Origin of the sequence: Mycobacterium montefiorense, assembly GCF_003112775.1 — a bacterium.
GTDB lineage: Bacteria > Actinomycetota > Actinomycetes > Mycobacteriales > Mycobacteriaceae > Mycobacterium > Mycobacterium montefiorense.
The window spans coordinates 694432-714768 of the sequence record NZ_BFCH01000018.1 but is presented as its reverse complement, the minus strand read 5'-3'; the positions used below and the strand labels follow the sequence as shown (position 1 = coordinate 714768).

Sequence of the window (20337 nt, the reverse complement as noted above, 5' to 3'; positions counted from 1 at the left end):
GTGCAAGTGAGACGGATTAAATAAACGGCTTGATTTAATCCGTCGAGCAGTGTTCACTGAGGCGGTGAAAGCTGAGCCGACGGCACGCTCCCACCGCTCGACGAATACGCGGGAGGCGATCTTGTCGGCCGCCGAAGAGTTGTTTGCCGAGCGCGGAATGTATGCCGTGTCCAACCGGCAGATCAGTGAAGCCGCCGGGCAGGGCAACAACGCAGCCGCTTGCTATCACTTCGGAACACGGACCGAATTGCTGCGCGCGATTGAAAGCAAGCACCGCGAGCCGATCGAAGAACTCCGTGCCCAGATGTTGAGCGAAATCGGGCATTCGACCGAGTTGCGGGATTGGGTCAGCACTTTGGTGCGGCCGCTCACCGACCACCTGGCCGCCCTGGGCACGCCCAGCTGGTATGCGCGTTTCGCGGCCCAGGCCATGGCCGACCCCACCTATCACCACGTGGTCACCAAAGACGCCCTGATGTCCCCGAAGCTGGTGCAGACGATCGAGGGCATCACCCGATGCCTTCCCGATCTGCCCAAGCGGGTGCGATCCGAACGGATCGTCATGGTCCGAAATCTGCTGATGCACACCTGTGCCGAGCATGAAGGCGCACTGGCCGAGCACGGGGCGCGGTCGCGTTCGAGTTGGCCGGTCGCCGGTGAGGGCTTGATCGACGCGATTGTCGGATTGTGGCGCGCGCCGGTTCATGTGAGCGCAGCCGGCGACTGAGCACCGGCGAAAGGCAAGGAGCACGATGACCGACATCTCAACGGATGCTGCCACCGACATCCCGGATTTCCCGATGACGCGCGCCGCCGGCTGCCCGTTCGTTCCTCCCCCGGAATCGCTGGCGCTCAACATAACCAAACAGTTGAGCCGAGTGCGGATCTGGGATGGCAGCACTCCGTGGTTGATCCATGGCTACGACGCGATACGGTCGCTGTTCACCGATTCGCGCACCAGCGTCGACGACCGGCTGCCGGGCTATCCACACTGGAACGAGGGGATGCTGGCGACCGTGCACAAGCGGCCGCGCTCGGTGTTCACCTCGGACGCCGAAGAGCACACTCGCTACCGCCGAATGTTGTCCAAGCCCTTCACTTTCAAGCGCGTCGAAGGGCTGCGCCCGGCGGTGCGCAAAATCGCCGACGAACGCATCGACGCCCTGTTGGCCGGCCCCAATCCCGGCGACATCGTCAGCACGCTGGCGCTGCCGGTCCCCTCCCTGGTCATCAGTGAGATGTTGGGTGTGCCGTACGAGGACGCAGATTTCTTCCAGGAGCAAGCCCAACGGGGCACCGGACGCTACGCGACCGAAGAGGACACCGCTTCCGGTGCCGCCTCGTTGGCGAAGTACATCGCCAAGCTGATTCGTACCAGGATGCAGAGTCCCTCAGAGGATTTGGTATCCGATCTGGCAGAGCGGGTCAACGCCGAAGAGATCAGCGTGCGAGAAGCGACCCAGCTGGCCCTCGGCGTGCTGATCGCCGGTCACGAGACCACCGCGAACATGATCAGCCTCAGCATTGCGGCCCTGCTCGAACACCCTGATCAGCGGCAGTTGTTGTGCGACACCGATGAACCGAAGGCGATCGCCAATGCCGTCGAGGAGCTGATGCGCTATCTGAGCATCATCCAAACCGGTCAGCGTCGCATCGCCGTCGAGGACATAGAAGTCGGCGGCGAGACGATCCGTGCCGGCGACGGCATCATTCTCGATGTCGCACCGGCGAACTGGGATACCCGTCAATTCCCCAACGCCGACCAGCTCGACCTCGCCCGCGACGACGGCGCACACGTCGGGTTCGGCTACGGCCGCCACCAATGCGTGGGACAACAGCTGGCCCGCATGGAATTACAGATTGTGCTGCCGACCTTGCTGCGTCGCGTGCCGACATTGCGGCTGGCGGTACCGGTCGAGGAACTTCCGTTCAAGCACGATACGTTGGCCTACGGCGTCTACGAGCTTCCCGTCACATGGTGAAGCCGAATCTCACATTGGCCGTGCCGGATCTGTCCGGCAAGTGCGCGGTCGTCACCGGGGCTAACAGTGGTCTGGGATTCGGTCTGGCGAAGCGGTTGGCGGCCGCCGGCGCCGATGTCGTGATGGCCATCCGGAGCAAGGCCAAGGGTGAGGCCGCCATTGCCGAGATCCGCCGCGAGGTGCCCGCCGCGAAGCTCAGCATCAAACGGCTGGATTTGGCCTCGTTGGAAAGCATTGCAGCACTGGGGGAAGAACTGGCGGCCGAGGGCCGGCCGATAGACGTCTTGATCAACAACGCCGGCGTCATGACTCCGCCACAGCGCCAGCTGACCAGCGACGGCTTCGAGTTGCAGTTCGGCGCCAACCATTTGGGCCACTTTGCTCTGACGGGGCACCTGATGCCGCTGCTGCGCGCAGCGAAGGCGTCGAGGGTAGTGACCGTGAGCAGCATCGAGGCGACCCAACCGAAGCTGACCTTCGACGACCCCAACGCCCGGAACGGCTACAAACCGATGGTCTCATACGGCATCGCCAAGCTGGCGCAGTTGATGTTCGCCGCCGAACTCGACCGGCGCAGCAACCGCAGCGGCTGGGGCGTGATCTCCAACGCCGCGCATCCTGGGCTGAGCAAGACCAACCTGCTCAGCGGCGCATCATATGGGCGGGACAAACCGACGCTGCAGGCGCGCCTCACCCGATTGACCTGGCGGCTGCTGCCGTTCATGTGGCTTGACATCGACGAGGGCATCAAACCGACCCTGTACGCGTCGGTTTCGGCGGACGCCGAAGGGGGACGCTACTACGGACCGCGGGGCTTTTACGAAACCGCCGGAGGCGGAGTCACATTCGCCGGCGTGCCACGGCTCGCGCGCAGCGAGATCGATATGCAGCAACTGTGGCAGCTCTCCGAAGAACTCACCGGCGTCACCTATCCGGAATGACACGCGGATGGCTCCGATACAGGGAAGTGGTGAACTATGGCGTTCGTCGGCCGCAGTGACGTAAAGGATCCGGGCGCCCAGCAGGACCAATGGGAACGACTGGCACGCCGGCGCGAGCGACTCTACGCCGACGACATGCAGTTTTGCGCTACCCGGCCGGACGAACGAATCGCCGCCGCAGCCCGCGCACCCAGGCTTCGGATCGGCGAGGTCATGGCGACGGTGTTGCGCGGCTACGCCGACCGGCCGGCGCTGGGACAGCGTGTCCGCGAGGTGATTACGGATCCCGCGACGGGCCGTTCGACGCTGAAATACCTGCCGCGCTTTGAGACCGTCAGCTATGCGGACCTGTGGGCGCGTGTCCAAGCGCTGGCCGGTGATTGGCACCATCACGAGCGGTATCCGGTCCGGACCGGGGATTTCGTGTGCGTGCTGGGGTTCGCCAGCATCGACTACACGGCGATCGAATGCGCCTGCATTCACCTCGGCGCCGTGGTGGTGCCCTTACAAACCAACGCACCGGCCGCTCAGCACGCACCGATCCTCGTCGAGACGCAACCACGAATTTTCGCGGTGGGAATCGACAACCTCGAGATTGCCGTCGAGGCGGCCCTGGCCGGCACCGCGCCTCAGCGTCTTGTCGTCTTCGACTACGAGTCCCGTGATGACGACCAGCGCGCCAGTTACCTGTCGGCGCGCGCCCGGTTGGAAGCCGCGGGCAGCGCATTGGTCATCGAGACACTCGATGACGTTGTCGCGCAGGGAATGTCACACCCTGCTCCGCCGCTGCACGTAGCGCCGGGTGACGAGGACCCGCTGGCATGGGTGTTCTACACGTCCGGCAGCACCGGCACGCCCAAGGGCGCGATGTTCACCGAGAGTCTGTGTATCGGGACCTGGCTCGCACAGTCCGATCAGCCGGTCATCACATTGAGCTACATGCCGATGAGTCACCTGATCGGCTACGGCTACGTGATTTTGACCTTGGCCAACGGCGGTACTAGCTATTTCGCCGCCAAGAGTGACCTGTCGACGCTGTTCGAAGATCTAGCCCTGGTACGACCGACTTCGATGAGCCTGGTACCGCGGGTCTGCGAGATGTTCTACCACCACTATCAGCGCGAGTTAGATCGGCGAGCCCCGGGCGGAGGCGGGTCGCCTGATGCGGCCGAGGAACTGACCACCGCCATCCGCGAGCAGATTCTGGGTGGCCGCGTGCTGGCCGTGGGTTGCGGGTCGGCGGCCCTGTCCCCGGAAATCAAGGATTTCATGGAGACCGTGCTCGACCAGCACCTGCTGATCGGCTATTCGTCCACCGAGATCGCGGGCGGGATGATCGTGGCCGACGAGCATGTGCTGCGACCGCCGGTGATCGATTACAAGCTGCTCGACGTCCCCGAACTCGGCTACTTCAACACCGACAAGCCCTATCCCCGTGGTGAGTTGGCGGTCAAGTCGGCCCGATTCATGGCGGGTTACTACAACCGCCCCGACCTCACCGCGACGATGTTCGATGAGGACGGCTACTACAAGACCGGCGACATCATGGCAGAGGTCGGCACCGACCGATTGCGCTACGTGGACCGCCGCAACAACGTCATCAAGCTTGCGCAGGGCGAGTTCGTCGCTGTCTCACGGCTGGAGGCGTTGTACTCGACCAGCCCGTTGATTCACCAGATCTATGTCTACGGCAACAGCGAACGATCTTTCCTGCTCGCCGTGATCGTGCCCACCGAAGGCGGCGTGGGCACCTCGACGATCGCCGAATCGCTCCGGCACATCGCACGCGACAACGCGCTCAACGGATATGAGATCCCGCGTGATTTCCTGATCGAGACGGACCCGTTCAGCTTGGCCAACGGGCTGTTGTCCGGCGTTGGGAAATTCTTGCGGCCCAAGCTCAAAGCCCGCTACGGCGAGCGCCTGGAGCAGCTCTACGCGGAGATGGCCGACGACCAACTGCAGCAGTTGCGCTCATTACGCACCGGCGGCGCCGACCAGCCGGTGCTGGCCACCGTCAGCAAGGCCGTGCAGGCCACCCTTGGCGTGCCGGCGGCCGACGTCTCCCCCGAGGCCAGATTCATCGATCTGGGCGGCGATTCGCTGTCCGCGCTGACCTTTTCGACGCTGCTGGCCGACATCTACGGTGTCGAGGTTCCAGTCGGCGTGGTGATCGATCCGACCGGGGATCTGCTGCGCATTGCCGATCATATTGAACGCCATCGTAATTCCGACTCGCTACGGCCCAGCTACGCATCCGTGCACGACACCGCCAGCCACGAGGTGTTGGCCGGGGATCTGCGCCTGGACAAATTCATCGACGACGACATCCTGAAGACAGCGATGTCGTTGCCGGCTCCCACCTGTGAGATCCGCACCGTCCTGCTCACCGGCTCGACCGGCTTCCTGGGGCGGTTCCTCGGCTTGGAATGGCTGCAACGGCTGGCGGATTCGGGCGGCACCCTGGTGTGTCTGACGCGCGGCGCCGACGCCGCGCACGCGCGCGGGCGCATCGAGGCAGCTTTGGACTCCGACCCCAAGCTGCTCGACCGCTTCCGGACCCTGGCCGAAGACCATCTCGAGGTCGTGGCCGGAGACATCGGCGAGCCCAACTTCGGGCTCGAAGACGCCACCTGGCAGCGGCTGACCGAGACGGTCGACCTCATCGTGCACCCGGCGGCCCACGTCAACCACGTGCTGCCCTACCAACAATTGTTCGGCCCCAACGTGGTTGGGACCGCCGAAGTGATCCGGCTGGCCATCACGGCCAAGCTCAAACCTATCCACTACATCTCCACGATGGGTGTCAGTGCCGTGGCCCATCAGCTCGTGGATGAAGACACCGACATCCGCCGCTCCGTTCCCGCCTGTGTCGTCGGCGACAGCTACGCCAACGGTTATGGGATCAGCAAGTGGGCCGGCGAGGTGTTGATGCGTGAGGCACATGATCTGTGTGGCCTGCCCGTGGCGGTGTTCCGGCCGGGCATGATCCTCGCCGACAGCCGCTATGCGGGACAGCTCAACGCACCGGACATCTTCACGCGCCTGTTGTTCAGCCTGGTGGCCACCGGCGTCGCTCCCCGGTCCTTCTACCACGCCGGTGGTGCCAGCCCGCACTACGAGGGCCTGCCGGTCGACTTCCTCGCCGAAGCCGTCGCCGCGATTGGACCGCGGCACGGCAGCACCTTCGACACGTACAACACCACCAACCCGCACGACGACGGCATCTCCATGGACACCTTCGTCGACTGGATCATCGCCGCGGGCTACCCGGTCGAGAAGATCGACGACTACCCCAGCTGGCTGGCCAGGTTCGAGACCTCCATGCGCGCTCTGCCGGAGCGGGAGCGCGCCCAATCGGTCCTGACCGTGCTGGACGTCTACCGTGAACCCATGCTCGCTATCGCCGGATCACCGGTACCTGGCGCGCAGTTCCAGTCCGCGGTCGAACACTCCGGTCGCGCCATCCCGCACGTCTCGCAGCAGTTGATCGAGAAGTACCTCGCCGACCTGCAACGGATCGGTGTGCTCAGCAGGTGATCGCAACGAAGGGACGATGATGTCCAGCCCAGCCCACACCCTGTATCCCGACGGCGTCATCGGCGCCCCAAAGCACCGCCGGGGTCACGCGGCGGAGTTCAACACCGGTCTGCCGCCCGGCACCGAGGTGTTCTCCGCCGACAACCACATCTCGGTGGCTGACGACATTTTCTATGAGGGTTTTCCCGACGACCTCAAAGATCAAGCGCCGCGGATCTGGTATGAGGATGGCGCGTATTTGCTTGGCCGGCCGGGACAGTCGATGGTGGTCGGCGATTTCAGTGCGGTGCTGATGCAATACGACGACCTGGCCGGCGCCGCCACCAACAACGTCGAAGCCCGAGTCCGTGAACTCGCCGAAGACGGCGTCGACAAGGAGCTGGCCTTCCCGAACGCGGTCCTCGCGCTATTCCACCACCCCGACCACAACATCCGCGAGCGAATCTTCCGGGTCTACAACGAGCACATCGCCGCGGTTCAGCAACAATCCGACAGCCGTTGCTACGGAGTGGGATTGATCAACTGGTGGGATCCGCGCGGCGCCCGTCGCACACTCACCGAACTGAAATCGTTGGGGCTCAAAACGTTTCTGATGCCGATCAACCCGGGTAACGATGAGAACGGTCAGCCAATCGATTACTCCAGCACGGCGATGAGCGCGGTGTGGGACGAGATCGAAGAGGCCGGTCTGCCCATCACTCACCACATCGGGGAGAGCCAGCCGAAGTTCCCCAGCGAGGTCAACAGTGTCGCCGTCGCCATGATGGTCAACATCGACTCGTTTCGGGAGATGTTCTCCAAGTACATCTTCGGTGGCATTCTCGACCGGCATCGATGTCTTCGGATCGGCTGGTTCGAGGGCGGAATAGCCTGGGTACCAACGACGCTGCAGGACGCCGAGCATGTGCTGGCTTCCTATCAACACATGCTGGCGCACCAGCCCGAACATGACATCCGCTACTACTGGGACACGCACATGTGCGCCTCGTTCATGGTTGACGGCCTGGGCCTGCGCCAGATCGACGAGATCGGCATCGACAGGGTGATGTGGTCATCCGACTATCCGCACAACGAAAGCACTTTCGGCTATTCGGAGCGGTCGCTGGCCGCGGTGGTCGAGGCCGTAGGCCCCGAGGACGCGGTGCGGGTGGTCGGCGGCAACATCAAGAAATTCCTGGGGATCTAGCATGACCAACACCATGGCTGCGCGCGCCTCGCTGCTCGACGCACCGGATGAGCCGGACTTGGCCCGCATGCGCACCGAGGTCGGGGCGCGGCTGCGGTCCGCGATGACCGAGCATGGCGTCGACGCGCTGATCCTGCTGATGAACGGCTACGTCGGATACGCGACAGGCGCCAGCTGGCCGCTGTTGGACGCAGGTCTCTCGCACGTGGAGCGTCCGGTCGCCGTGGTGCTGGCCGATGACGTGCATCCGCATCTGTTCATGCCGTTCCGCAGCGGAGCCTCCGCGGAAGCACCGGTGCCCGACGACCATCTGCACGGCCCGGCCTACCTCGAATTCGACCACGGTGTCGAGGATTTCGCGCGGCAGCTCGCCGATCTCATCCCGCCGGGTGCCAGTATCGCGGTCGACGAACTCACCGGGGCGATGCGGCGAGCGGCGCCCAAGCTTTTCCCCGCGGGCCCGCCGACGGACGCGGCAATCGTGCTGGGCACCGCACAACTGGTGAAGACCCGTGACGAACTGTCTTGCCTGCGCAAGGCGGCCCGCATCACCGAGCAAGCCATTGTCGACGTGCAGCAGGCGCTGGTGCCGGGCGTACGGCAGATTGATCTTTCTGCCACGTTTGTACGTCGTGCCTTCGAGTTGGGTGCCACCACCAACATGCTGGAGGCCATCTGGCAGGTGATGCCGTGTTCACGGGAAGCCGGCGTGTGGACCACACATGGCGACCTCGCGCTGCCGCTGCTGCCCACCGATCGCGAACTGGCCGCCGGAGATGTGCTGTGGACCGACATCAGCATCACCTACCACGGATACTGCTCCGACTTCGGCCGGACCTGGGTGGTCGGAGAGAAACCGACGGCACCGCAGCAAGATCAATTCCGTCAGTGGCGAGCTGTCCTGGACGCCGTGCTCGCGGTGACCAAAGCCGGTGTGACATCAGGTGATTTAGCGCGGACGGCGATCGCCGCCAACGGTGGCCGCAAACCGTGGCTGCCGCACTTCTATCTGGGTCACGGCATCGGCACCTACCCTGCCGAAGCTCCGATGATCGGAACCGATCTCGGCGAGGAGTTCGACGACAACTTCGTCTTTCCGCCAGGAATGGTCCTGGTCCTGGAACCCGTCATGTGGGAGGACGGAACCGGAGGCTATCGCAGTGAGGAGATCGTGGTGATCACCGAAGACGGCTACGCGCCGATTACCGACTACCCGTACACGCCTTATGGCGACTGAGGTTCTGCCCGATACTTGGGCACTCCGGATCGGACGGCGCGAACGCGCGCTGGCCGAAATGGACAAACACGGCCTCGACATCCTGGTGCTGGGCCGGCAAGCCAATATCCGCTACGTCACCGGCGCGCCACAGCTGTGGATAGCCGGCACCCGACCGTTCGGCCCGATGTGTGTGCTGGTGCGCGCCACCGGTGACATCTACCTGAACAGCACCGACGACGAGGGGGTCCCGGAGGAGATCGACCACGATCACCTGTATGGACTGGCCTGGAACCCGATGACGCTGATCGACGTCCTAAAGAAGGTCGACGGCGCCGAAGCAGCGCGACGAGTCGGAACAGACGCGATCACACCGACTTTCGCCGCGTTGCTGCCCGACGCATTCCCGAATGCCGAACTCGTCGATGCCGAGCCGGCGATGCGCGCCGCGCGCCGGATCAAGACGCCGGAAGAAATCGCGGCGATGGATGCCGCACTTCGCATCGTCGAACACGGACTCGCTACTGCCCGAGCCGAATTGGCGCCCGGCGTATCGGAGCAGACGCTGGCCGGTGTGATGCTGGAGGCGATGGCCGCGGGCGGAGTAAGCACGCCGGCCACCCAGGACGCCGCGTGGGTGACCTCACGGGAACACCCGTGGCGTCGCGGCCACACGCAGGCTCGGCCGGGCGACCTGGTCGCCTTCGCCGCCGGCGCCCTGGCTAATGGCTATGTGGCCGAGGTGGGCCGAACCTGGCCGGTCGGCGATGGGGCGGACGGCGAGGTCAGCAAGCTGTTCGAACGGTCGAAGACGCTGTACGACAACATGCTTGGCGCATGTCGCCCCGCTGCGTCTATCCGCGATCTGCTCGCCGCGTATGACGCGGCCGGCGAGCAGGTACCGCCGATGCCGATAGCGCACGGGCTGGGGCTGGGGTTCGACCCGCCCGTGGTGTCCGAAACCCTGCTGGCTGCAGGCGAACACGATACGCTTGAGGCCGGGATGGTGTTGGCGATCACCGGCTACGTGTGGCAGCAGGGCATCGGTGCGGTATTCCGCCGTGACACCGTTCACATCACCGACGCCGGTCCCGAAGTGCTCACCAGGAGCCCGGCGTGGGGCGACGGGAGCTAGGCGACCCACTTTCGTAATCCCTTGTGTCACTATGATTTCAGTAGTCACAAAGGAGGGTTTTCTGTCGGTGGGCATCGATAGTTTCGAAGTGTGATAGATCGGGAGAGGTGGTCGGCGGCTTTCCACACCATCGACGCTGCCTTCGACGATCTGATCGGGCAAGACTGCGACGCGTTGGTCGCGCGCGAACCGTTGGCGCTGTTGAGACGCTGCGAAAAGGTTCGCCGTCGGCTGCCGGCCATTGAACATCCGCTGATCAATGGGCTCGCCCGCCGAGCCACCGCCGAAGAGCTCGGCGGCAAGCTGTCGCACGCCATTGCCGAATCGACTCTGATCAGCCGCGCCGAGGCTTCGCGGCGTATCCGCGAGGCCGCCGATTTGGGGACGCGGTGCGGAATAACCGGGGAACCGGTGCCGCCGGTCTTGGCGGCGACCGCCGCTGGGCAACGCCAGGGCAGACTGGGGCCGGGACAAGTGGCCGCGATCCGCAAGTTCTACCACCAATTGCCCGGCTGGATTGATGCCGGCACCCGCGAGCAGGCCGAAGCCAAACTGGCTTTCGAAGGCACCCGGTTTCGTCCCGAACAGATCACCGACCTGGCCGCTATCCTTGCTGACTGCCTCAACCCCGATGGGATCTATAGCGACGAGGACCGGTCGCGCCGTCGCGGACTGAATCTGGGTAATTAGGGCTGCGACGGGATGTCGGAATTGCGAGGCTGGTTGACCCCCGAGGCACGTGCAACCGTGGAAGCGGTCTGGGCGAAATTGGGCGCTCCAGGGATATGCAATCCGGATGACGAAAATCCATGTGTCGAAGGCAATCCGACCGAGCAGTCGATCGAGCGCGATTCCCGCAGCAGCGCTCAACGCCATCATGACGCGCTGAATGCGGCGCTGCGAGGATTGCTCGCCTCGGGCGAACTGGGCAACCACAACGGGTTACCCGCTTCGATCGTCGTCACCACCACGCTGGCCGAGATGGAGGCGGCCGCCGGACGCGGCCTTACCGGCCGCGGCACCATCCTGCCGATGAGCGACGTGATCCGGATGGCCCGGCACGCGCGTCACTATCTGGCCATCTTTGACAAGGGAAAAGCCCTGGCGCTGTACAGCACCAAACGCCTGGCGTCACCGGCACAGCGAATCGTCCTGTACGCCAAGGATCGCGGGTGTTCGGCTCCGGGCTGCACTGCGCCTGGTTACTACTGCGAAGTGCATCACGTCACCGACTGGGCCGAGTGCCACACCACCGACGTCAACGAGTTGACCTTCGCATGCCGGCCCCATCATCGCCTCCTGCGGCCCGGCGGCTGGACCACTCGCGAGAACGCCAGGGGCGACACCGAATGGCTTCCGCCCCCGCACTTGGACGGTGGTCAACCACGCATCAACGCATTCCACCACTCCGAAAAGCTGCTCCAAGACCGAGACGATGACGCACCGTAGCTCACGCGGACCCTTCCGCCAGCACCTCGTCGAGTAACTCCCCCACCCGATACCGCTCCCACAGGTTCAGCAGATTCGACAGCATCTGCAGTGGCGCGCGCACGCTCTCGTCATCCCTGATGCGCGGATCCTTACGCGTACTGGGGATGGTGTCGAATCGCTTGCGTATCAAGGCCGGCACTTCCAGCAGGCAGGCGACTCCCATCGCGGCCGCGTACAGCAGGGTGTGCCGGCGCAACCTGAATGGGTCGAGCTGTGGGCCGCCGTGACGAAGGACTTCGGTGACGAACAGCTGCAGCAGATCATCGAGATGGACGTCCCACAGCTCGGTTTCGGCGCCGGACATGGCGCCCCAGATGGCCATGCCCAGGTTCATCTGGCTGACGCAGCCCCAATCCATCAGGCCGCAGTGCAAAACGTCGTCGGTGTCTCGCCAGAACCACGCGTTGTCGATGTTGGCGTTCCAATGGCACAGCGCGACATAGTCGGCGTCCTCGGCCAGTTGGTTGGTGACCGTGTGTTCGTGGTGTGCGAGGCGGGGCACATCACCGCGCAGCCGTGCCAGGAATTCCGGCGAGCCGACATTCGTGGGCAGCAGCCCGGGATGGGTTTCGGTGAATTCGGCCAGCTGGTTGACCCGTCGCTCCAGCTTGTCCACCGACAGCGGTGCCCGCTCTCCGACCGTTGCGGCCTGCACGTCCAGCGGGAAGTGCGCGGTCTCCTCTGCCGGAAGCCGCCCGGATCGATGCGTTCCGGCCAGCCGGGCCAGTGCGGTGACCAGGGCGCGGTAATGCTCGAGAGGCTCGGGCATTTCGTAGTCGAGGCACTTGTGATATTGCCGTTCGATTCCGTTGTCGCCGAACTTGATTCGTTCAGTGATCAGAATCCCGGTTTCGCTCGGCTGGTGATAGTCGCCGAAGAATGCGCTGGGCACTGCGATGGGAAAACCGGGTGTCCGCGACAGCGACGCGAACCGCACCTCGGGCTCCATCTGCGTCTTGCCCCGATCGCGGATCGGGTTGTCGAGGTCGCGGGAGAACTTGACGAACAACTCGGTGTGCAGACCCGCTGCGGCCGTGTCGTATTCGACCGACAGCATCACCTTGCGCCCCGTGCTGCCACCGCGGATCTCGGCGAATTCCGAGATCCCGTTGACCGCATTGCCGTCGGTGAGCACCCCGGAGGCCCGGAATGCGTCGGTGAGAAACCCAGCCCCGCCTTCGCGCAGCGCCGCGGGGTCAGCGGGAAACGACAACCCGGACTGGTCGCCGGTGACCCACCGCGAAGTCACCTGGTTACCAGGTCTGTTCGGCGGCGCGCACCAGCATGTGGTTGACGGCCACCCGGCGGTCGCGGGTCACCATGAACAGCACCGCGTCGGCGATGTCCTCGGGCCGCATCTTGACCATGCCCGCGGTTTGGCGTTCGAACGCCTCCCGCGAGTTGTCGGCCAGATGGCTGAAGATTTCGGTGTCGACGGTTCCGGGACCCACGACGCCCACCCGGACTCGCTTGCCGAGCACCTCTTGGCGCAGCCCCTCGTTGAAGGCGTTCACACCGAATTTGGTCAACGAGTAGACCGCGGTGTTCGGCCGGGCCACCCAGCCGGCGGTGGAACTGATAGTGACCAGGTCGGCCACCCCGCGTGCCGAGTCGGCGGCCGCCTCGATCAAATGGGGCAGCGCCGCTTTGGTGGCGTAGAGGACGCCCTGCACATTGACGGACACCATCTGGTCCCAGTCCTGCAATGGTGCCTCGGTGGCGGGTGCCGACTGCATCAGACCGGCGTTGTTCACCAGGACGTCCAGGCGACCCAGCTCCGCGACCGTCTGCCGCACGGCGGAGGCCACCTGCTCGGCGTCGGTGACGTCGGCGGGCACCACCAGTGCTGTGCCGCCGGATGACTCGATGTCGGCTTTCAGTTCGGCCAGCCGTTCGGCCCGACGTGCCAGCAGGGCCACCACCGCGCCCTCGGCGGCGAGAGCTTTCGCTGTTGCCGCGCCGATCCCGCTGCTGGCACCGGTCACCAGGGCCGCGGTCTGAGTGAGTTTTCCCGTCATAACCCGCCCAACGTCGGTGATGCGGCCAGTATTGCGTGCAGAACGTAATCAGTGTCCTCGCCCAGGTCGGGGGCGCCCTTCTCGATCCGGGCCGGCCCGCGCGTCAGCCGCCAGGGTGGACCCAATACCGGACGCTGGCCTTCGCGGTGATCGGAGACGAAGCGGTACAACTCGCGGTCCCAGAGTTGCTGATCGCCAATCACATCGATCGCGGTGGCGCTCTTGGTGGCCGGCACGCCCACTGCGCGCAGCCGATTTGCGAGATCCTCGGCGTCCAGGTCCTGGGTCAGCACCGCGAGATCGGCGTCGAGCGCTTCGACGTGCGTTCGTCGGTCTGCCGATGCGGCGTAGCGAGCATCGTCGGCGAGTGCGGGGGCATCGAGCACGTCGCACAGGCGGCGCCATTCGGCGTCGTTGGCGACGGCCACGCTGACCCACGAACCGTCCGCGCAGGGGTAGCAGCCGTGTGGGCACATGTCGGCGTGGTTGTTGCCGTCGGGCCCGAGGCGCCGTCCCGTGAGGCTTTGTTCCAGCAGGCAGTCCCCGATCATCGAGGACAGCGTTTCGACGGCCGAGATGTCGACGAATTGCCCTGTGCCACTGAGCTCGCGGTGCAGCAGTGCGACGACGGCGGCATAGGCGGCCGCGGCTCCGACCGTGGAATCCCCGTAACGCATGCTGGTTCCCAGCGGCGGCCCACCCGGATAGCCGACCAGCGGCGCAAGTCCGGCCAGCGCGGCGAAGCAGGGGGCATACCCGGTCTGATGACCGAGCGGTCCGTCGTTGCCCCACATTTTGATCGACACCGAGATGATGTCGGATTTGATCTCGGCGAGTTCCCGATACCCCAGACCCTGGCGTTCCATCGCGCCCGGGCGCAGGTTGTAGATGACGATGTCGCTGCGGGCAATCAGCTCACGCAGTTGCGCCATGCCCTCGGCCGACTTGATATCGATGTCCACGCTAAGGATCTCGGGATTGATGCTCAGAAAGAACGGCGCGTGATTGATGTCGGTGCCGCCGTAGGCCCGCATCTCTTCGGGCAGGGCCGCCGTTTCGACCTTGATCACCTCGGCGCCCAACAGTGCCAGCAGCTTGCCGGCATACGGGCCCGCCCACACCTTGGTCAACTCGACGACGCGCACGCCTTCCAGGGGGCCTCCGCGTGGGTTCTTCGGCGGCTTGAGTTGTGCCGCTCGTACTGCCGGTGGTTCATGCGCAGTAGCAAGCCTGTCCAGGATCGGCGCGGTATGCCGACCGAGTGTGGGCGCGGCCGCGGTGATTTCGGCAGGCGATGCGCTGAGCAGGTACGGCACCGTGGGGTATGCCGCGTCGCCCAACACAGGGTGGCTGACGTCGGAAAAGAATCCGCGGTGACGGTACTGCGGCGACTGATGCAGATCCGTGGCATCGTTGACCGGAACCAGCGGCACGCCCAGGCGTTGGGCTTCGTCGGCCGCCGTCTCCTTGTCCAAGCCGGCAACCCACGCCGCGAAGCCCTGCTGGAACGCGGCGACTTTTTCCGGCGTGACCGAGAACTCCAGCCAGTCATCGTCGAACTCGTCGAGCCAAGCCGGTTGACCCATCAGCTTTTTGACGCCGAGCCAATGCGCGCGGCTGGTCATGTACAGGTAGACGTAGCCATCGGCGCAGGCGAAAAACGACGCCGGCCCCTGCTGGTCGTAGTCATCGCGGGTGCCCAGGGCGGGGACTTCGCCGGTGATCAGCCGCCCCAGAATGCAATCCGCGCGGGATACCAGCACGGCATGCTGGGAGACGTCGATGGATTCGCCCCGGCCGGTGTGCAGACGCGCGAACAACGCCGAGGCCACGCACAGGGCCGCATCCAGTCCCGCTTCGTAATCGGCCATGAACCGGCCCGGCCCCTGCAGCGGCGGCTTGCCAGGATCGGGATGACTAGGCGTGTGATATCCCCAGCCGCTGGCATGGAATACGTTGATGCTCTTCGCATTCGCGTACTCGGCTGGGGCGTCCTGCCCGAACGGCGTGATCGAGCAGAACACCACGCCCGGATGCCGGTCCGCCCCACTCGTCGCGCCGTCGTCGATGACGGCATCGGCGGAGCCGATGAGCTCGTGTAGCCGCTCACCCTCGAGAACGACGGACTGCTTATTCGTATTGAGGTAGGCGAATAGCGCACTGCCGTCACACCCGGTGCCGTCGTCGAGGACGGGCGCCATAGCCCGAGTTGGGCTACCGCGCCCCGCCGCCTCGACCTTGATCACCTCGGCGCCGAAGTCGGCCAGCAGTTTGCCGCAGTACTCCCCTGCGACCGATCCTGCCAGCTCAACGACCCTGAAACCCATCAGCGCCGACATGTGAACTCTCTCAAAACTGTCAGGGCTTCGCGCGCCCCGAGCGGCTCAGGCGCCACTCCGGCGGGAAGTTCAGGTCGTTGTCCTTCACCACGTTGTTGAGGCCCTTTTCGAACGTGCCACCGGTGAGGTCGACGTCGTTGCGCGCGTCGTTCTGGATCATCGGCAGCATGCCCTCGACCATGCCGGTCAGCAGGCTACCGAAGTACTCACCCTTGTGTTGCTTGTACAGCTCCAGGAAGGTCTTCTGCACCGCGACCGTGTCGGTGGGGCGAGACCGAGAGCATGCCAGCGCGTACTTCTCGGTCTCTGCTTCCAGCTTGTCGCGGGGCACGACACTGTTGACGAAGCCGCAGTCGTACATCTCCTTGGCGCTGAACGGCCGTCCGGTGAACAACATTTCGGAAAATTTCCGCAGACCCATGGTCTCGGCCCACCACCACAGCCGCGGTCCCCAGCCCACGTAGCGGAACGCCGGGTGGCCGAACAGAGCGTCATCGGAGGAGATCACCAAGTCGGCGTCGCCAGCCTGGTAGAAGTGCCAGCCGTAGCAGTAGCCCTTGGCCTCGATGATGCTGATCTTGCGGAGCTCTTGCAGCGGCCGGTTACCCGCACGCGCCTTGGCGTAGAAGTCCGTGACGGTAGACAGGTAGCGGTACGAGCCACCCGGTGGGTACTTGACGTCGTCGTCGTTGATCGCGAGCTCGTGATGCAGCGGAAGGCCGGGGTTCTCCAGCATCGGGCGCTGCTCGGGCAGGTCCCCGCCACTACCGAAATCTTGTCCCTCACCGCGGATTACGACGACCTTGACGTCGTCGTCGACATTGCACTTGTGGATCAGATCGGCGTAGTTCTGCCGCATGCCAAGGCTGGTGGCGTTCTGCGCTTCGGGGCGATCGAAGGTGATGTAGGCGATTCGGTTCTTCTTGTCCTTCTCGAACTTGATGTACTGCTCGGCTTCTTTCTTCATTTCTTCGTAGTCGAATTCAGGCATGAGCTGTCTCCACTTCGTCGTGCTTAATTGGTTAGTGCCTATTTGAGCAAGCTGCCCGCGTCAACGGGAAGCGAAACGCCAGTGACATAACGTGATTCATCAGAGGCGAGGAACAAAACAGCGTTGCTGATATCCACCGGCTCCACCCAGGGCACCGGCAAGGTATGCATCATCTGCGAGATCGGGGCGAAGTCTTCGGGCCCGGGCTCGGCCAGGTCCGGGCGAAACAGCCGGTAGGTGTTGTCGTTCATCACCATCGTGGTGCTGACCTGAGAGGGCAACACCGAGTTGACCCGGATCATGTCCTGGCCCAATTCGACGGCGAAGGCGCGCATCAGCCCAATGACGCCGTGCTTGGCCGCCACATAGTGGCCGGTGTTCTGGTAGGCCTTCCGCCCGCCGACCGAGCTGGTGAGCACGATCGATCCGCCGCACCCACCCGAAAGGATGTGCGGTACAGCGGCTTTGACCGTGTGCCAGACGCCGCTCAGGTTGATGTCGATCATGTCCTGCCAGACGTTCTCCCGAATCTTGTGCAGCTTCCTGCCATCGGTGCCCACGCCCGCGTTGGCGACAATGATGTCGAGGCGGCCCAGTTGTTCCACACCGCTGTCCACGGCGGCTTTGAGCCCCTCGAAGTCGCGTACGTCGACCTGCGCGGTCACGATGCGACGGTCGAGGTTCTTGACCAGGTCGGTGGTTTCGGCGAGATCCTCAGGGGTGGCATGTGGGTAAGCCAAGTTGTCGATCGGTCCGCACACATCGATCGCGATGATGTCGGCGCCCTCCTGGGCCAGGCGCACCGCATGACTGCGGCCCTGGCCGCGAGCGGCCCCGCTGATGAAGGCGACCTTGCCTTCGACGCGGCCGGTCATCAGGGCACCAGTGTCGGCAGGGTTTCCCAGCCGCGCACCGACGAGGTCGGGCTGAGCGTGGCGTTGGCCAGATCGGGCTCCCACTCCGGGAAGCGCTTGAGGATTTCTTCCAGGGCGACACGGCCTTCCATTCGGGCCAGCGCCGAGCCCAGGCAGAAGTGGGCTCCCACACTGAAGGTGAGGTGGGGCCGGGCGGCGCGATGAATATTGAATTCGCCCGCGTCAGGACCGAACTGCCGCTCGTCGCGGCAGGCGGCGCCGAGCAGCATCAGCATCACGCTGCCTTCCGGCACCGTCTGGTCATACAGACTGACATCGCGAGTTACATACCGCGCCATGTGCGGCGCGGGCGGCTCGAAGCGCAGCAGCTCCTCGATCGCCTGCGGGATCAGGGCGGGATTCTCGACGAGTTCGCGGCGCTGGTCGGGGTGCTCCGCGAGAACCTTGCCCGCCCAACCGATCAGCCGCGTCGTTGTTTCGTTGCCCGCGCCGGCCACCACATTGAGGTAGACGAGAATCTCTTGACGCGTCAGCCGTCTCGTGGTTCCGGTCTCGTCGACGAATTCGACGTTGAGCAACTCGGTCATGATGTCGTCGGACGGGTTCTCGGCACGCCAGTCGATGTAAGCCTCGAACTGCTCGCCCACAGACAAGCCATGCTCGGCGGCACTCATCGGCTTGCCCGGCTCGGTGCGCAACTGGGCGTTTCCGCGATCGCGGATGTACTCCTGATCGGCTTCGGGAATCCCAAGCAGTGCGCTGATGACCTTCATCGGCATGATCGCGCCCAGGTCGGTGACGAAATCGAACCGGCCAGAGCCCACCAACGGATCCAGCGATTGCGCGCAGAAGTCGCGGATCATCGGCTCCAGGGCGGCGATCTTGCGCGGCGTGAACATTCGCGACAGCAGCTTGCGGTGCACGTCGTGGATCGGGGGGTCTTCGAAGATCAGCATGCCCGATGGGATCTCGAGGTTGGCCTTGATCAACTCCATGATCACGCCGCGCGCCGAGCTGTAGGTGCCGTGGTCGATGATGCCCTTGTTGACATCGGCGAAGCGGCTCAGCGCGTAAAAGTCGTATTCGGAGTTGTAGTAAAGCGGTGCCTCGTCCCGCAGGCGCGCAAACATCGGATACGGGTCGGCAATGAGCTCGACATTGTATGGATCGAAACTGACATGACTTTCGGTGCTCGCCGTCACGAAATCCCTCCTAGCGCTTCCGATTCCGCTGGCCGACCCGTTCGAGACATCACCGCAGTTGCCAGTGACTCAGCGCCGGACCCGGTTCGGGCAATTTGTACACTCCGCTTAAATGGCTTTGCTCTGACAAACGCACAGACTCGGCTGATAATGGGCTCGCCGACGGCCCGTGAACGTCGACTTACTCTATTCTCGTAGAGAACCATATAGCGGGTGCTCTGGCAAGACCCAAAGGCACGAAACACGGCGCGTCACCCTTTGGTCAGCCGGATGCCGCGGCCCGACGGCCGCGCGCCGAATGCACGTCGCCGGCCACGGTCAGCCGGCCCTTGTCCGGACTCTTCAGGATGCCCGTGGCGATCGCCGTCAGGATGGCGTCGAGTTGCTCCGGGCTGCCGACAACGAGGTCGCCATGAGCCGCTCGCATCAACAGCCCGTTGATGAACGTCAGCGTGACATTGCTCAGGTCCTCGACGACCGCCGATTCCAGTTCGGCCCCGTGCGGCATCAGTTGCACGAGGATTTCGCGGTGCAGCTTGGTAAATGCGTCCGTCGCTTGCTGCAGGATCGCGGCCATCGCGGGATCGCGTGCCGCCTGCATCGTCAGCTCATAGCGCGCCTTAGTCCAGGACAACTGCGGCTCGGTGCCGGCCTGGATCACTACTTGCGACAGGAGCGACGGCGTCGGGTTGTCTTTCTGGCTGCCGGCGCTGTCGGCGATGGACTGCAGGCGTTCCAGATCCAGTTCGGCCAACCGTTCGGCTACCGCACGAAGCAGCGCCGAGCGGGTGCGGAAATAGAACGAGGTGGTGCCGTCGGGAACGGCAGCCTTGCGGTCCACCTTGAGGTGGCTCAATCCCTTCGCGCCGTCAGCGGCCAACAGCTCGATCGCCGCATCGCAGAGATCGCGGCGACGCTCCGCGGGATTTGGCTTTCGCCTTTTCGCCGAGGCGGGCGTGTATTGAACCATCAACAGCGGCTTTCGTGGCAAGGTTCTCAACTGAATATTCGCTGACGTGCAAGACCATACTCTATATTCGTAGTGTCCGTAAAGCACCCGCTAGCGCGTCGCTAGCGCAACGGTGTCATCACGATTGGCGCCGACTGCGCCCTATTGGGCGACAACCGGCGTTCGACCTACTTTGCTTGAGATCGATGATGTCGACGACGACTGCCAGGCTGACCAGCGCCATTCTGCTCGGCGTGGCGGCATGTGGCTGCCAAACAAGCCAGCACCCGGCCCCTGCAGCCACCTCGGCCAGCACCACGGCACCGACGCCACCACCGGTGGCACCGGTCGTGAAGATCGCACCGCTGCCGGTTCGGCCGGTGGAGAAGTCACAGCCGACTACCCCCGACAAGTGCCCGGCGACGAATCCGGCCGTTCCGGCGCCGCCAGCTAACCCCCTTGTCACCTGCGA

Annotated in this window: 14 protein-coding genes and 2 pseudogenes; 8 read left to right on the top strand and 8 right to left on the bottom strand. The window is 64.4% G+C overall.

The features are described from left to right. Positions 1-49: 49 nt before the first annotated feature. The 8 genes and pseudogenes from DB708_RS15775 (at position 50) to DB708_RS15740 (ending at position 11449) form a co-directional block, all read left to right on the top strand. Complete coding sequence (locus DB708_RS15775; protein WP_108923284.1) at positions 50-727, top strand: TetR/AcrR family transcriptional regulator; 678 nt, start codon at positions 50-52, stop codon at positions 725-727. Positions 728-752: 25 nt separating this feature from the next. Then, the gene (locus tag DB708_RS15770) at positions 753-1982 is read left to right on the top strand and encodes a cytochrome P450 (RefSeq protein WP_108923282.1); all 1230 of its coding nucleotides are present in this window, start codon (positions 753-755) and stop codon (positions 1980-1982) included. Then, on the top strand, positions 1976-2923 hold the full coding sequence (locus DB708_RS15765) for an SDR family oxidoreductase (protein WP_108923280.1): 948 nt from the start codon (positions 1976-1978) through the stop codon (positions 2921-2923). Before DB708_RS15770 ends, DB708_RS15765 begins: the two co-directional genes overlap by 7 nt. A gap of 36 nt (positions 2924-2959) precedes the next feature. Continuing rightward, positions 2960-6463 carry a carboxylic acid reductase gene (gene car / locus DB708_RS15760; protein ID WP_108923278.1) on the top strand — a complete coding sequence of 1168 codons (3504 nt, stop codon included), beginning with the start codon at positions 2960-2962 and terminating at the stop codon, positions 6461-6463. A gap of 19 nt (positions 6464-6482) precedes the next feature. Continuing rightward, positions 6483-7649 (top strand): amidohydrolase family protein, encoded by a 1167-nt coding sequence (locus DB708_RS15755; RefSeq protein WP_108924318.1) that lies wholly within the window; start codon positions 6483-6485, stop codon positions 7647-7649. Between the two features lies 1 nt (position 7650). Continuing rightward, positions 7651-8886 (top strand): M24 family metallopeptidase, encoded by a 1236-nt coding sequence (locus DB708_RS15750; protein WP_108923276.1) that lies wholly within the window; start codon positions 7651-7653, stop codon positions 8884-8886. Then, the gene (locus tag DB708_RS15745) at positions 8876-10000 is read left to right on the top strand and encodes a M24 family metallopeptidase (RefSeq protein ID WP_108923274.1); all 1125 of its coding nucleotides are present in this window, start codon (positions 8876-8878) and stop codon (positions 9998-10000) included. The genes DB708_RS15750 and DB708_RS15745 overlap by 11 nt, the downstream gene beginning before the upstream one ends. Before the next feature lie 90 nt (positions 10001-10090). Continuing rightward, positions 10091-11449, top strand: a pseudogene (locus tag DB708_RS15740) (HNH endonuclease signature motif containing protein). Between the two features lies 1 nt (position 11450). Here DB708_RS15740 and DB708_RS15735 read toward each other — a convergent pair. The 8 genes and pseudogenes from DB708_RS15735 to DB708_RS27295 form a co-directional block, all read right to left on the bottom strand. After that, positions 11451-12740: a hypothetical protein gene (locus tag DB708_RS15735; RefSeq protein ID WP_108923273.1), complete on the bottom strand. Its 1290-nt coding sequence runs from the start codon at positions 12738-12740 to the stop codon at positions 11451-11453. Between the two features lie 4 nt (positions 12741-12744). Continuing rightward, positions 12745-13509, bottom strand: coding sequence for an SDR family NAD(P)-dependent oxidoreductase (locus tag DB708_RS15730; RefSeq protein ID WP_108923271.1), 765 nt, complete (start codon positions 13507-13509; stop codon positions 12745-12747). After that, positions 13506-15871 (bottom strand): annotated as a pseudogene (locus DB708_RS15725) (CaiB/BaiF CoA transferase family protein). The gene DB708_RS15730 and the pseudogene DB708_RS15725 overlap by 4 nt, the downstream one beginning before the upstream one ends. Beyond that, on the bottom strand, positions 15868-16839 hold the full coding sequence (locus DB708_RS15720; protein WP_108923267.1) for an enoyl-CoA hydratase/isomerase family protein: 972 nt from the start codon (positions 16837-16839) through the stop codon (positions 15868-15870). Before DB708_RS15720 ends, DB708_RS15725 begins: the two are co-directional and overlap by 4 nt. Before the next feature lie 38 nt (positions 16840-16877). After that, positions 16878-17714 (bottom strand): mycofactocin-coupled SDR family oxidoreductase, encoded by an 837-nt coding sequence (locus tag DB708_RS15715; RefSeq protein WP_108923265.1) that lies wholly within the window; start codon positions 17712-17714, stop codon positions 16878-16880. Beyond that, entirely contained in the window at positions 17714-18916 is a 1203-nt protein-coding gene (locus DB708_RS15710; protein ID WP_108923263.1) for a cytochrome P450, read from the bottom strand. The genes DB708_RS15715 and DB708_RS15710 overlap by 1 nt, the downstream gene beginning before the upstream one ends. A gap of 262 nt (positions 18917-19178) precedes the next feature. After that, positions 19179-19886, bottom strand: a complete 708-nt coding sequence (locus DB708_RS15705; RefSeq protein ID WP_108923261.1) for a TetR/AcrR family transcriptional regulator — start codon at positions 19884-19886, stop codon at positions 19179-19181. A gap of 118 nt (positions 19887-20004) precedes the next feature. Beyond that, a complete protein-coding gene (locus tag DB708_RS27295; RefSeq protein ID WP_165839813.1) occupies positions 20005-20331 on the bottom strand; it encodes a hypothetical protein in 327 nt (108 codons plus the stop codon). Positions 20332-20337: the final 6 nt, after the last annotated feature.